Source organism: Allobaculum sp. JKK-2023 (assembly GCF_034745455.1).
GTDB lineage: Bacteria > Bacillota_I > Bacilli_A > Erysipelotrichales > Erysipelotrichaceae > Allobaculum.
Genome location: NZ_JAYERV010000003.1, coordinates 1,849,300 through 1,863,631, shown reverse-complemented (window position 1 = coordinate 1,863,631; position 14,332 = coordinate 1,849,300). Strand labels below are relative to the sequence as shown.

General features: G+C 42.9%; 8 protein-coding genes. 1 reads left to right on the top strand and 7 read right to left on the bottom strand.

What is annotated here, in order from left to right:
* Positions 1-42: 42 nt before the first annotated feature.
* The 4 genes from U4956_RS07505 to U4956_RS07490 form a co-directional block, all read right to left on the bottom strand.
* Positions 43-1,551, bottom strand: a complete 1,509-nt coding sequence (locus tag U4956_RS07505; RefSeq protein ID WP_323089906.1) for an IS110 family transposase — start codon at positions 1,549-1,551, stop codon at positions 43-45.
* Between the two features lie 282 nt (positions 1,552-1,833).
* The gene (locus U4956_RS07500) at positions 1,834-3,828 is read right to left on the bottom strand and encodes a DEAD/DEAH box helicase family protein (RefSeq protein ID WP_323089917.1); all 1,995 of its coding nucleotides are present in this window, start codon (positions 3,826-3,828) and stop codon (positions 1,834-1,836) included.
* Positions 3,829-4,204: 376 nt separating this feature from the next.
* Positions 4,205-6,046, bottom strand: coding sequence for a sensor histidine kinase (locus U4956_RS07495; RefSeq protein ID WP_323089915.1), 1,842 nt, complete (start codon positions 6,044-6,046; stop codon positions 4,205-4,207).
* Complete coding sequence (locus U4956_RS07490; RefSeq protein ID WP_323089914.1) at positions 6,043-7,527, bottom strand: response regulator transcription factor; 1,485 nt, start codon at positions 7,525-7,527, stop codon at positions 6,043-6,045. The genes U4956_RS07495 and U4956_RS07490 overlap by 4 nt, the downstream gene beginning before the upstream one ends.
* Positions 7,528-7,892: 365 nt before the next feature.
* Here U4956_RS07490 and U4956_RS07485 point away from each other — a divergent pair, with 365 nt between their 5' ends.
* The gene (locus U4956_RS07485) at positions 7,893-9,041 is read left to right on the top strand and encodes an iron-containing alcohol dehydrogenase (RefSeq protein ID WP_323089913.1); all 1,149 of its coding nucleotides are present in this window, start codon (positions 7,893-7,895) and stop codon (positions 9,039-9,041) included.
* 380 nt (positions 9,042-9,421) lie between these two features.
* Here the strand turns inward: U4956_RS07485 and U4956_RS07480 are convergent, their stop codons facing one another.
* From U4956_RS07480 to U4956_RS07470, 3 genes are all read right to left on the bottom strand, one after another.
* Positions 9,422-10,795: an IS4 family transposase gene (locus U4956_RS07480; RefSeq protein WP_323088877.1), complete on the bottom strand. Its 1,374-nt coding sequence runs from the start codon at positions 10,793-10,795 to the stop codon at positions 9,422-9,424.
* Between the two features lie 196 nt (positions 10,796-10,991).
* A complete protein-coding gene (locus tag U4956_RS07475; RefSeq protein WP_323089912.1) occupies positions 10,992-12,590 on the bottom strand; it encodes a hypothetical protein in 1,599 nt (532 codons plus the stop codon).
* Between the two features lie 263 nt (positions 12,591-12,853).
* The gene (locus U4956_RS07470) at positions 12,854-14,215 is read right to left on the bottom strand and encodes a hypothetical protein (protein WP_323089910.1); all 1,362 of its coding nucleotides are present in this window, start codon (positions 14,213-14,215) and stop codon (positions 12,854-12,856) included.
* Between the last annotated feature and the right edge of the window lie 117 nt (positions 14,216-14,332).

The following is a 14,332-nucleotide window of genomic DNA, read 5'->3' as shown; positions in this document are numbered from 1 at the left end:
TTTTAAAAAGGTGTAGTACCCCCTTTCCCCCGTTAGTTTCAATTAACTAGCGGGTATTATGTCGTATTTGATTAGTTCACTGCTCCCTGATTTGACATTCTTTTCGGAAATGTGAAGACTCTTTGTAGTTTTAGCTTTCTTGATGGTAGGGGGATCCGTTACTAAGACTTCTCCAGTAAAATGGTCAAATACTGCTTCTTCTTTAAGATTCTTTTCGTAGAGATCAGCACTGGTATTGACCGTTTCAAGAAGTTCTTCGCGATCCATTCCCATTGCCAGCAGGGATTGAACGTTGGTTCTAAGCTTTCGAGCTTCTTTGGATTGCGATACATTATTTGGAATGAATTCCTTGTTGCAGTCTGTGGGATGCCAGATAGCTTTCTTTTTAAACATGTGATAAATCGATACTAAAATCTTTCGGGCTATGGCGACTATTGCTTGTTTTGGTGTCATCCGCTGCTTCAGGCTTTCAAACTTAATCTTGTAATAAGGAACCTTCTTCGATTTGACCGCTGCCCAGGCCACTTGAATAAGTGTTGGTTTTAGATTAGCTCCACCTTTGGTTACGTGTTTTGAAAACACTTTGCCAGCAGATTCATTGCTTCCTGGAGCCAAACCAGCCCATTTAGCGAACTGAGATGCAGTCTGGAAATGGCTCATGTCTACTCCAATCTCAGCCAGAATCGTTCGAGCGCTTACCCGACTAATTCCAGGCACAGTTAAAAGCAGATCAAAATATGATCTGAACTCACTGTTGATTAAGTTCTGCATCGTCTGATCTAAATCTAGAATCATTTGATCCAGTCGCTTGATATTATCCAGAAGCGTTACAATCTTCTTCTTTGCCCAATCATCTAGTTTTATCCCCCGGCAAGCCTTGAGAATATCTTCCCTTGAAGACTTACATTTTCTGTGTACGCAAGCCATAATCTGATCATCTGTGCAGTCTTCATTTGATATAATCAGATTGGTAATCTTTGTCGCAGAACTGCCTCTGATATCAGAGAAAACTGTATCGAGTTTTAAACCGTGTGAGGCGAAGCAGGCTAGAAGTACGTTGTGTTCAGCGGTCCGATTCTGGACATAATTCTTCCTCATTCGGCTCATTTCTCGCAGATTCCTGATATTTTGTTCTGGAATATAACTGTTTCGGGTCATTCCATTTCTATAGAGGTCACAGATTCGTTCTGCATCTTTTCTATCATCCTTCTCATTCTTTACCAGGGACAGCCATTTAGGATTGCACACACTTACTTCTTGCATGGCTCGTTCAAGAGCGTTAAAGACCGGGTGCCAGTATACACTTGTCGATTCCATGCATACATTGGTACAATCCAGGTCAATTAACCAATCTTTGAACTGTTCAAGATCCTCGTTAAAGATTGGGAAGGATTTTTCGTATTTCGTTATTGTCCCATCCGCATTGACTATTTTTGCGCAAGCGACAAGAAACTTGCTGTGAACATCGATGCCACAAGCATGGGTAAGGACAGGTTTCTGAGAAACAGTTACTGGCCTATGTGTTTTTGTCGAAGATTTGGCTCTTCTCATAGTTAATCTCCTCCAATTTAATATAAGAAGGAGCTATCAGAAGCGTTGCGAACGCAACAACTATCAAACATTAATTAGTAAGACGATGAAATCTACTTTACAGCCTCTAAGGACTTCTGGCATGTTCTCTGGCGCTTCTGATTGTGCAGTCTTTTTGACTGCCTTGATCATGAATATGAAATCCACAAAAGATAAAACGCACTTATTAACTCCTCTTACAGATTAATTGTAATGGATATATCTTATGAACTGAGTCCTTTATTGAGTTCGATTCACCCATTTTCATTGCGGCATGTGGCCGAAGGCCATGGCGTCTTTTTTGGCAAAGTTTTCTTTTTGCTGCTCTGGATCATAAGATTTGTTATCGATCACTTCCGCAAAATTAGGTCCGTATTCAGGATATTCTTCATTGAAAACTTTCAAAATCTCTTCGGCATGGCGATGATTGCGGGCAAAGATAATGGTCTTGCCAATCTTACTTCCAAAATCTACTTTCAATCCGAGTTTCATGACAATTCCGAGAATTTTACGGATTGTATCTTTGTTGAAGATAATCTTGTTGACCTCGGCGGATTCAAATCCATAAATGATTCTTCCTTCAGAATCAACTACGTTTTGTTCATAGTCTTCTTTTTCTTCTTCGGTTAAATCATCATATTTAAGGCCTTCTTCCATAAACTTGGTTCCAGTCTCAATGACTCGATAGGGAACTAAGTGACCATCTTTTACACCTTGTTCCAAGGTGTAAGCATAAGTTGGATTTCCTTTTTCGAGGCCAAATCTTCGATAGGTATCTCGATCCACGTCATCTTTGGGCGTTGCGGTAAGACCGAGAATCGGGGCGTCAAAATAATCAAAAATATCTCCATATTTATTATATATGGAACGATGAACCTCATCACAGATGATCAGATCGAAATGTCCAGGTGTGAAAAGTCTTTCGTTATCTTCACCCTTTATGTTATCGATACATCCAATCATAGTCTGATAAGTGGATACAACCACTCTTGCCTCTGGATTATCTTTTTCCTTTGAAAGATTGGTTACCGGTAGAGAAGGAAGATTATTGACAATAGCGGCTTTAGCTTGAGAAACCAGCATGGTCCGATCCGCCAAAAAGAGAACGTTTTTCACCCAGTTTTTTCGAACCAGACAATCAATCAGCGCAGCAGCTGTTCTGGTTTTGCCAGATCCAGTGGCCATGACGAGTAATGCTTTTCGTTTTTTCTGCCCAAGAACGGAACAGATTGCTTTGATGGCGGCTTTCTGGTAGTAGCGGCCAGCAATTTGATCACTGGAATGGACAGGCTCCAGCGGGAGCTTGAGTTTACGCAGATTGAATAATTTTTCCAGATCGCGCTTGGAGTAAATATCTGAAACTTTTCGCTCTGGGTATTCTCCGTCCATAATGGTCGTTTCTAATCCATTAGACAAAAAGATTACAGGTCGTCTATGGTATTTTCTTTCGAGCAAATCCGCATATAGGTTGGCTTGCTGACGACCTTTGGCTAAATCCTCAGTTGTTTTCTTAGCCTCTACAATAGCCAGCGGGACTTGATCATCTCCATATAGAACATAGTCAACGTATCCTTTACCTGTTGGGGTAGGCATGCCATCCACTTCAATTTCTTCTAGCCAGTTGCGGTTCTTTTTCCATCCAGCATTTTGAAGCATTTTATCGATATAGAGAAGCCGCGTTTCTTTTTCGAGCGGAGGAGCTACGTATTTTTGGCGGGCTGAACGATCCTTTTCATTTGCCAGTGCGGATCGTAACCGATCAATCTCCTTTTGTTGTTCATCGAGGGTTTTCTTGATATCTGGATGAATCTGTTCTTTACCAGCTTGCACGAGTATCTCTTTGGAAAATCTTCGGCCCTCCTGATAAATACCAGATTCAAGAGGAGCGTAAGTATAGGCCATCCAATCCAGCAGATTAAAAAGAGTTTGAAAAGAAGCAATAACAAGTTTATCGTCTGGGGTTTGATTGGTATGGACAGCTATATTGCCGACCTTACGGACCATATCGATTTCTTTAAGGAGCGTATCATTGTCAAGGGCTTCACGGATTTGATCATTTTCGGTCAAATTATAGAGAGTTGGCTTATAGAGTTTGATCTTTTCCATTTCAGCAATGAAAAGCAAGGCATTTTCCAGAGATTTTCGAATGTTAAACATAGCCGAACTTTTATCAAAGCTGAAGAATTTTTCGGCCTTAATGGCAGGGTTGGCAAATGAGCTGAAGGATGATTCTTGAAGCAGGTATTCAAAATTAGTCACTTCGACCCTTCCTTTCTTCAATTTAGAATAGAAGCTGCAGATCAAGCTAGAAATCCATTTTTGAAGAGATGCTTAAAATTTCAAAGCACAGTATCACAATATTCACTGGACTTCTTTTAACTCTGATTATATAAGCTTAGCTCACATGATTTTGTATTTTCTGCCAAAGTCGTTACATTTCCTGAAATTCCAAATAATTTGAAAATGGCTCTACGGCTCGATCCAGCTTTCAAGTGACGTGAATCTTCGACAAAAATCTTCTTCAAAGGATTTATTTCTAGCCGCAAGACTGGCCTATACCATCACTTACAGGCTCTGGATTCCTGATCTGAAAACCTACCGGCAATTTCCGGGCTTTTGCTTATCCAGTCAGATTTTATCCAAGCAGATCGTCTTCATCATTAAGCAATCCTCTGGGTGCCCGGCGCGGTTTGGCAGAAGAACTGGAACCACCTGCAGCCGATGCTTCGCTGTCGGGATCCAAAGTTTCCTGTATAGCTGGCAATTCAATCGTTACAAATGTACCAGCACCCGGAACACTTTCAATATGAACGCCATATTGCTTTCCATACAACAGCACAATCCGCTCATTGACATTGGAAATGCCCACTCCGCTGAATTTTGTTCCTTTTTTCAGATCGGAATGTAAATCCATTCCCTTGCCATTATCGATGATTTCAAACAACAGATGGTCTTCTACAATCCGGCCGAAAATGTCGATAGATCCATTTTCCTGATCGTTAAACGCATGGAAAAAGGCGTTTTCGACAAAGGGCTGCAGGATCAGTTTTGGACAGATACACTTTAAAGCAGCTGGCTCAATATTGTAGTTGACCTGGATGTGGTCGCCAAAGCGGATTTTGAGAATATGGACATAGTTTTTCAGGTTGGTGACTTCCTGGGCGACCGTGATCTTTTCTTCTTTGTTGCCAAGTGTTTCCTGCAGCAGGGCAATAAACGCATCCAGGGATTCCACTAACTCTTTATCCCGTTTCTGCCAGGCAAGAAATTTAAAGGAAGTGAGCGTGTTATACATAAAGTGCGGATTGATCTGCATCTGCAATGAATGAATTTCCAGCAGACGTTTTTCTTTTTCCATACTCATCAGCTCATCCACATACCGTCGAAGACCTTCCTGCATATAGTTATAGGAAATGGCCAGCTCAGCAATTTCCCCTTCTCCTTCCACTTCCAGCCGGTCTTCAAAGTTGCCTTCCTGGATTTCATGCATTTTCGCGCGCAGTTTTTCCAGCGGCCGGAAAGCTGAATTGAGCAGCGCATAAATAATGGCGCAGGTTACAATCAGAATCACAATGCCGACTGCCACGATCAAAGACCAGTTTGAGGCCTGCAAAAAGAATTGGGAATCGTCAATCACACAGAAGATATAGCTGTCATAGTAAGGCAGATATTCTCCCATAATGGTGTGGCCATTTTCCTTAAGAGAGAAGCTTCCTTTGCGGCCATTCACCCTTTCCATCAGTTCAGGCTCGCTCTGGCCAATCATCTGGATATCATTGCTGGAAAAAACAAAATCATTGGCGTCCACGATAAAGACCGAGTTGAGGCTGGGATCAAGAATGGAAGCATAATACTCCTCAAAACTGTGCAGATTGATCAAAAGCAGGGCGGCACCATATACCGAATCCTCTGAGTCCCGTAATATTTCGACCGCCGCAATCGACTGGTCATACGTTCCAGAATTGACCATTCTCTCTTGCACAAACGAATAGGTGATCTGGTCGGGATGTTCTAAGGCATGCTGGACAGGTTCGCTGTCCCATATTTCCTGTCTGGTCATCATTCGTTTGTCATCATTGGAGACATACACATTGCCATTGCGGCCGATCAGAATCAGTGTCGACAACGTTCGCTCATTGAGCAGATTGATGTGTTCCAATGATTTCTTCATATTGAAAATAATGGTGGACTGTGCCTTTCCATCCTGATTTTTATCGGCCAGAAAGGCTTTTACGTACGAATTGTTTCGACATGTGGTCAAAACATCGACCGACTGGTGATGCAACTTGTCATAGTTCTGTGCAATCTGGTCGAGCAAAAGGCGGGTTTCCGTGGCATACAGGCTGATGTAACTGTTTTGCATAAACTTCATCGTCATAAACATGACTACGGTAAACATCACAATCAATGAGCAGCCGACAATTGCAATCAGCTTATTGAACAAAGAACGCCGCCTGAGAAATTGAAATCGTTTCATGAATTGCGCCTCCGATAGGTTCTTGGTGTCATTCCGGTCTGCTTTTTAAACACTTTTGAAAAATAGCCGGAATCCGAATAGCCTGTCTCCTGAGCAATATCAGCAATGCTCTGGTCCGAATGGATCAACGGCTCACAGGCTTTTTCAATCCGGATCCGGTTGAGATATTCTGAGAAGGTTTCCGAGGACTTTTCCGAAAACAGACTCGACAGATAGGCATAGCTGAAGCCAAAACGATCCACCAGTGTTTGCAATTGCAGCGGCTCATTATAGTGTTCCTGAATATAGTCCATCATCATTGAAATCTCACTGCGGCTTTCTGTGACCTGGTAACCGGCCACCAGCGCCTTGCCATCTTCAATGAGCGCCTCCAGCTGTCTTAAAAATTCATCCGCATTTTTTGCCTTATGAATCAGGGAATAGCAGTTCAGCTTGAAATAGCGGATATGGTTTTTCTCCAGCCGGAAAACCTCCAGCAGATTGACAAAAGAATAGATCGCATTGACGACCGCTGATTTCAGCTGGCTTTCGTCAGCCCGGGCTTCAATTTCCCGGCAGGCATAGTCATGCAGCTGCTCGAAAGCCAGATCGAAACTGGACGCCTTCAGGCTGGCCTCATACTCTTCCAGAGAAAGTTCACTTTGATGGGGGCCGCTTTCCAGCTGTGTTTCGTCAATGACTGCCTTTCCAGAGGCATAAAATAAGGAGGACATCAGCTGACTAGACAAGGTAGACTGATGATTTCGGATATCTTCTAATGAGGTATAAGGCCGGCTGATAAAGAAGCAGACTGGAAAGGTTTTGGAACTTTGCATCAAATCCTGCTTCACTTTTTCTTTTTGCTTTTGGCAGACCAGAAAGGCAGGATAGCTCTGGTCGATCAAAAAACCACAGGAAAGTTCTGGCTTTCCAAGACCTTCCAGATACTGGTTGAGTTCTTCCAGCCGCTGGTCAGCCGTTTTCTTGCTGGAGGGATCGGTGTAGAGGACGACACACGCTGGAAACATTTCCAGCAAAGTCTGGTCTTCGACTGGTTCTTCATAGCCAGCCAGATACCGATTGATCCAATCAGAATGACGCTCATGGAGCGAAGTGTGGACCTTTTGAAGTCCCTGAACAGACTTATGAAGAACCTTTAATAATTCTTCAGGAGACAGGGAGGGCTTGAGAATGTAGTCCACCGCCCCTAAAGAAAACGCAGGGCGGACATAGTCAAAATCAGAATGCGCACTGAGCATGATCATCCGGATTTCAGGATGCGATCTGGCCAGGATCTCAGCCAGGTCCAGACCACTCATCACTGGCATTTCAATATCTGTGATCACAATATCCGGCGTCTGTTTTTCAATGGCTTCCAGCGCTTCCTGGCCATTCTTCACTTTTCCGACCAGGTGAAACCCTTCTTTTTCCCAGTCGATCAGATACTCCATTCCCTGTCGGATAATCAGTTCATCATCCACCAGCAGTACGTTATACGCCATATTTCTTTTCCTCCCTGCTCTCTTCTCTGATTTCAGGCTGAATTCTTTTTCTGTCTTCATTTTCTGTTCCTGACCGACTCATTCAACATCCGCCACAATCGACCAGAACAAAAAATAGGATTCAGATCATAAAAAATCTCACAAAGATGATTTTGCAACATCAATTCATCCTGTGAACTTCTAGAATAGAAAATTGCCCGATCAAATTCAATTCTGTTTTTTTTCAGGCTCTTTTTCATTGTACGGATTTCAGGATGAGTTTTCTCTGCTTATTTTGGCTCATCGTCTTATGGCAGCCAGGCAGCGGCCAAAATCAGTAAGGCAGGCTTTTTCAGTCCCGATGATCGAATGGCTATACTTGAAGTATGAATAACAACTCAATCACTTCCAACCCCCCTGCAGCGGTTCAGGTTGAAATCGGCCCTGACTCGCTTGAAAAGCTTCCGGATCTGTTACGTTCCTGTGGAAGCAAAGTCTTACTGATTCATGGCCATCGACCTGTAGAAGATGGCTTATTAACCAAAGTGCGTCTGCTTTTGGTCAAGGAAAATTTCCCCCACGCGGATATGGGGCAGATCCTGCCCAACCCGAAATATGGCTCAGTCAAACGCGGCATCAAAAAAGCCCGCCAGGAAAAATGCGATATTATTCTTTCGCTTGGCGGTGGTTCCACTTTGCAGTGTGCCAAAGGGATTGCTTTAGGACTTGGCTATTCCGGGGATGTGTGGGATTTCTGGACAGGTAAAAAGAAACCTCATCATGTCTATCCGATTGCCTCAATTCTGACCAATCCTTCTTCCGGGGCGGAATTGAGCACGGGCTGCACGCTGGTTCGAAAAGGCAAACGCGAAACAATCAATGATGCAATGCTGAAATGCACCTTTACGATCCTGGATCCAAATCTGGCCATGTATCCGTTCTACCCGACCATGACGCAGGTCTTCAATCTCTTTATTCACCTGTTTTATGGAGCGCTGACACTGGAAAACGAAGACTATTCGAAATGCATCGACCTGCTTCACCAGCTGTTTGATGCCGCGGATACGCTTGAACAAGACATTCACAATCTCGAGGCCCGTACAGCCCTTTTCCAGATTGGCTATGAAAGCCACAGTGCGCTTCATATTGCCAAATGCCCGGTTGAATCTTTGGCCGATGATCTGGCTTTCCAGTTTTCCTTAACTGAAGGCTCGGCTGGCTGTGCTCTGTTTTTAGCCTGGGTGGACTCGCTCAAAAAAGAAGACAAAGCCAAAATCGCCCAGATCGGCAAAGATCTCTTCAACCTGTCAGAATGCACCTTTGATCAGACTCTGGACGCTTTAAAAGCAAAACTTCAGCCGACAGGACTGGCTTTGTCCATTCCTGAAAGCGGCTTGTCAGTATCCAATCACGATCTGTTTTCTCTCACCAGCAATCATGATGATCGAAAGATTTTGATGCATGCCAACCAGCCTGTCAATAGTCCTCATCCAAAACGCCGGCTCAAGAAAAAACATACCCCAAAACGACTGTAATCGTTGGCAGCGATCGATGATCCAAGCCCAACGAAGCAAAAATCCCAGGGATTTTTCCCTGGGATTTTTGCTTGTTTCAGATTTTTTCTCTTCTTACTCTGGCTTCTGGTCTTTGTAAGGAAAGTTTTGAAGTACAAAAACCAATGTCATTTAGCTAGAAAAATATGACCTCAAACTTTGTATAAAAATCAAAGACAAAGTGGATGATAGGAATAGAATTTGCTGCTGATTATATCCATATGCACCAACCAAGCACAAAATATACTGATTGATTTGGCTGTATTCATCAAAATAGGTACACTAAAAACAACCCTTCGATAAGAGCCGTTTTTAAGAATTGTATGGGTGGTTTGTATCAATAAGATGCGCATATAATGCACTTATCGGTAAGTGAACCATATCAAACGATTGGGATGGAGATTTCGCTTGAAGCTCCTTTCCGGCCGAACGGGCAGTTTTTCTCTTAGCAGCTCCTCAGTCAGAGCTTGAAACTCCGCTTTTGTAATTTGACAGATTGTTCGTTTTTTCGTCCATTTCGGAGTAAACGTATTCCTGATAGCCCGTATCGCCTTAGTTGTATTGATTTGGTATTCATAAGTTGTCTGCTTCTCTTCTTTATTATCCGATTGAGATGATTCAAGAACACACTTTTTGATCTCGGAAACCAGATTGTAGAAGATAAGGGATGAATAAATCTCCTGAATGATGTATTCTGCTTTTATCGAGTGGATACGTTTCATTCCTATTCCATATTTAAGCCAGGAGAAACTCTGCTCGATTCGCCACCTTAGGTGGTAAATAAATCCAAGAGCCTCCGGAGGAAATTCTGCTTCATCCAGATTGGTAATCAGTCCTTCCCAGACGTTGTCGCCAATCTCGATAGCTACCACCCTGCAGTCAAAATCAATAAATTCAGATTCTTGATCAATCTGTCTCATTGATTTTTTGACCAGGTATTTCATCTGGGGGTTTTCTTTTTCCTCTTTTCTTTGGTGGTGGGTAAGAATGCGGCTGATCTGCTGGTCTTCTGTATGGTCAAGCTGTGTATAAGTCAGGCAGCTATACTCTCGTTCTTTCATACGTATGAGGTATTTGTGCCCTAAGGATTCAATAAGCTTACACAATGGATAAGAAAAATACCCTCTGTCCATGACAAAGAGAAATGTCTCGCCAGGATAAGCTTCATGAATCTCCTTGACCATTTTCATAGCAGCGCCCCGTTCGTCTTTGGACCTCTGGTCTTGAGTGACGATGGCTAAAAATTTGTCATTAAGTACGTCATAGGCTGCGTTAACATGAATACCGGCCCGGATAATGTTTTCCTTGTTCTTGGTATAAATGATGTAGTCAGGTTCATCTTCATTTGGCGCAACAGGTTCATTGGTTCCGTCAAAAGCGATTACCCTGTGTTCTTTATATTTTTTATCCATGGAATAAAGTGCCAATGTGGCTTTGTGCAGTGTTGAAAATACGCTGACTGGAGTCTTGGCTTTTGTCTGAACAAGTGCCGAAGCAGATGGTCTTACACTGCCCATGCCGAAATAGTTCATGGATAAATCGGAGAGTGTTGATCCATTCCCGATAATGGATGTATTCAGGAAATGGAACAAGTTTATTTTTGATGATCGATAATGACTTCGTGAGAAAGCTCCTGTTTGAGAAGCAAGAATCTTCTCCTGTTTGTGGGCAAATTCCTCAAGGAATTTCATGAATCTTTGATAAATCACGGACGGCGAAGTAACTTTAGTTGCCATATTTTCCTCCTTATAAAGTTATGTTTTCAACGTGATAAGGATTAAATTAGACAATTATAGAGTTGTTGTCAAAGCTAATTTTCGTTAAACCAGAAAATATAAAATCCACCATCTGTGCACGGATGGTGGACAATACTAACTATCAAAAACTAAGCTAAATGACATTGGTACAAAAACTGAAGAATAAAAAGATATCTTACTCTTTCATGGTCTGGCGGAGCAGATCGAGCTGCATCTGTCCTTCCATGTTTCCTTTCAGCTCTTTTTCAGATTCGCGCAGATACTTTTTGATCGTAGATTCCTTATAACCAAGTTTTTGCAAAGCATTGAACCGCTGATTGATATCACTACGTACCTCAAGATCGTTCATCGTTCGATCACAAGGCAGCTGAGCGGTTTTTCGCCAATATGTTTTGGCTTCTTTCTCCATACCTTGTGCTTCAAAGAAATAAGCCGCCCGCGAATAGCTTTCCCGCATGTTCGCATACTTCTCAAGTTCTTTTAGATATGCCTTGAGTTCTTTTAAATCCAGCGGTTCATCAGAAGTGCTGGATTTGTCGACCAGGTTCTGTAAAAGAATAGCAGTCTGCTCAGATTTGTAGAATCGCAAGAAGCGCTTTTGATTGTCAGGCTCGAGCATATCGGATTCAAGAAGATCTCCTTTCCCGATCACCATCAGAATATAAACAGAAGTAGACAGGTCACTGGCAGGCGGAAGCCCGAAGAGCTTATTGATCTGCTTTTTCAGATGGGGATTTGGGTTCTCGATATAGTTCATTACCTTCATCAAAAAATCCGTATTGAAATAAACTGATGATTCTTCAATCCATGAGCTGACCATCTGCGGCGGGATAAAACGAGCGAGCCTTTTCTTCATGTTGCTCAGCACTTTCTGGCCAATCTTTCTTGCGGGCGTAAACCGTCCCCTGGCTGCTTCATAAACCATCTTCAGCATTAAATAAAATTCATACTCATTACTCTGTGGGGAAAGATCTTGAATCGCCAGCAGGTATCTGGCTGCTTTTTCCAGATCCTTTTGAAAGAGCGTGCCTGTCAACAAGCACCGTTCTAACTCATTCTTGCTCATATTGAGAATACGACTGAGCATCTGCTGGGCGTTCTCAACAAACTGATCATCCCCTGCTCTGGCAATCACTTTCGTTAAAGATGGTTTAAAAAGATTGTCTGCTCCAAAGCCAAAACTGTAATCAATCAGACGTTCAAGCAGTGTATAAGAATCGGTGTCCATCTCCAGAGCCAGTGACATAAAATAAGTGCGAAACTCTTCCTGATTCATGCCATCTACTGTGGTCTCTCCATTTCGCCGGCCGATGATTTTCTTTTTCTGGCCCAGTCGCTTTTTAGCCCATTCATCCCAATCAGCATCCGAGAGGGCACCTGATTGTATTGAAGGTCTTGGAACAGGATCGGGCAGACAGATATCGTCTGTAGAAAACTGTACGGTTCGCCGTTGTGGAGAATCTTCAAAATCCGGGTACTCATCCTCGTCAAAGCCATTATCGAAGAAATCATCTTCATCAAACATGGCCAATATCTCTAAAAATTCTTTCAGCGGCATCTCATCTATAGTCTCTAATCGCTCATCTTCGTCAAAAACTTCACCCGGCAGCCTATTTCTTCCATAGGTGCTGCTTTCATAACCACTGGAAAAGAAATTATGATCGAAAGCCGGTGTTCGTCCCTGATTGGCAGAAGAGGTGGATCTCAATTCTCTGGGTTCTCTTGTCTTTTTGGTCTTTTTTGAGTGTTGTTTAATTCGTTTCTTTTTTGCCATAGTTATCCTTCCTGTTTATGCGGATTTATCCATTATATCGTATGAATGCCCGTTTTATTTTCAACAAGTTATGGATATAATGGGGGTTGTGCCTTGTCAAATTGCCAGGGTGCAAAATCGCAGGGATGTTCTGCCTGGGATTTTCTTTGTTTACATTTGTCTCAACGACATTTTTTTAGAAAACGGCCTGAATTCCGGGAGTTTTTACGAACATCAACCCAAAGAATTTTCTTTTCGTTCTGCTTTTTTCTGTAGGAAGTGGATCAGGAATCCTGTTCCTCCTGCCAAAATTTTCGGATGATCTCCAGTTCAATCAATCCCTCCTGATTTCCGGCAAGCTCTTTTTCAGTCTCACGCAGATCCTTTTTCACTGTAGCTTCCTTATAACCAAGTTCATCCAGAGCGTTAAAGCGTTGATTGACATCGCTGCGGACCTCTCGAGGACTCATCTGCGAATTACAAGGCAGTTGGGCGGTCTTTTTAAAATATTTTCTGGCTTCTTTCTCCATGTTGTGGGCTTTAAAGAAAAAGGCAGCTCGATAATAGCTTCCGCGCATGTTTTCATATTGTTCAATCTTTTTCAGATGATCGTTCAACTTCTTCAGATCAAGGGGCTGCTCAGACGCACTGGCCTGGTCAACAAGATGCTGGAGAAGAGCAGCGGTTTTTTCAGTCTGAACAGACTGTATAAAACGCTTCTGACTGACAGGCTCGAACAGGTCAGATTCAATCAAGTCCAGCCGGCCCATGACCATCAGCCCATAGGAGAGAAAAGTCAAATCGCCGGCGCCCGGCAATCGAAGAAGGTAATTAATTTGATCTTTGAGCTCTTCTTGCGGATTTTGGATATATTCAATGATCTTGACCAGAACGCTCGCATCGATATATCCAGAAGACTGTTCCAGCATGGGGTTTCCCCACTGACGTGATCTGGAACCAGGCGTCTTGCTTTTGTGGATATCAATAATTTCCTCACCGATTTTGATTGCGGAACTGTACTGGCCTCTTCCAGCTTCATAAAGCATCTTCATATCCAGGAAAGAGGAATAAATTCCTTCGAAAGTTGAATTCTTTTCCAGCCGTTCCAGATAAATCCCTGCCCTTTGAAGATCATTTCTAAAAACAGCACCCTGTAGTAAAAGCAGATCCAGAAGATCTTCTTCGATTTCGACGCAACTGCTGATCACTTTTTCTACTTCTTCCAGAAAGTTCTCATCTGCTGCCCTGGCCATCACTTTGGGCAGCAGGGAACTGAATCGAGAATCTATTCCGAAACCAAAACTATAATCAATCAGATACTGCAGCAGTTCAGACGAATCGGTATTCATCTCCACAACCATGGCTAGAAAGCAGGTGCGAAACTCGTCTGGATCGAGGCCATCGAGCGTAAGATAGCCGTTTTTCCTGCCAACGATTGTCTTCTGCTGAGCTCTTCTTTTTTTCGCCCAGTTTTCCCACTCCGCTTGATTGTCTGTGCCTGAATGAACAGAGGGCAGAGGAATTCGCTCAGGCGTGATGAGTTCTTCTTGACTGAAACTATTGGTCTCACGTTCCGGCTTGGCGGACTTTAGATTTCCATCTTTCTCATTATCGATGCCTAATAGCTGCCGCAGCAGTTCAATCATGTTTTCATACTCTGCTGACGATGATCCATTCGAAAGTTTTGGAAGATCATTACGGTTTCGACTCTGTCTGCTTCTATCAGTCTTATTTCAGGTCTTCTTTGGATAGCCATCCCCTAC

What these genes read in the sequence shown, in the direction of transcription:
- U4956_RS07470 (WP_323089910.1), bottom strand. Translation starts at nt 14,215, where the DNA reads ATGATTGAACTGCTGCGGCAGCTATTAGGCATCGATAATGAGAAAGAT.
- U4956_RS07480 (WP_323088877.1), bottom strand. Translation starts at nt 10,795, where the DNA reads ATGGCAACTAAAGTTACTTCGCCGTCCGTGATTTATCAAAGATTCATG.
- U4956_RS07505 (WP_323089906.1), bottom strand. Translation starts at nt 1,551, where the DNA reads ATGAGAAGAGCCAAATCTTCGACAAAAACACATAGGCCAGTAACTGTT.
- U4956_RS07485 (WP_323089913.1), top strand. Translation starts at nt 7,893, where the DNA reads ATGAATAACAACTCAATCACTTCCAACCCCCCTGCAGCGGTTCAGGTT.
- U4956_RS07495 (WP_323089915.1), bottom strand. Translation starts at nt 6,046, where the DNA reads ATGAAACGATTTCAATTTCTCAGGCGGCGTTCTTTGTTCAATAAGCTG.
- U4956_RS07475 (WP_323089912.1), bottom strand. Translation starts at nt 12,590, where the DNA reads ATGGCAAAAAAGAAACGAATTAAACAACACTCAAAAAAGACCAAAAAG.
- U4956_RS07490 (WP_323089914.1), bottom strand. Translation starts at nt 7,527, where the DNA reads ATGGCGTATAACGTACTGCTGGTGGATGATGAACTGATTATCCGACAG.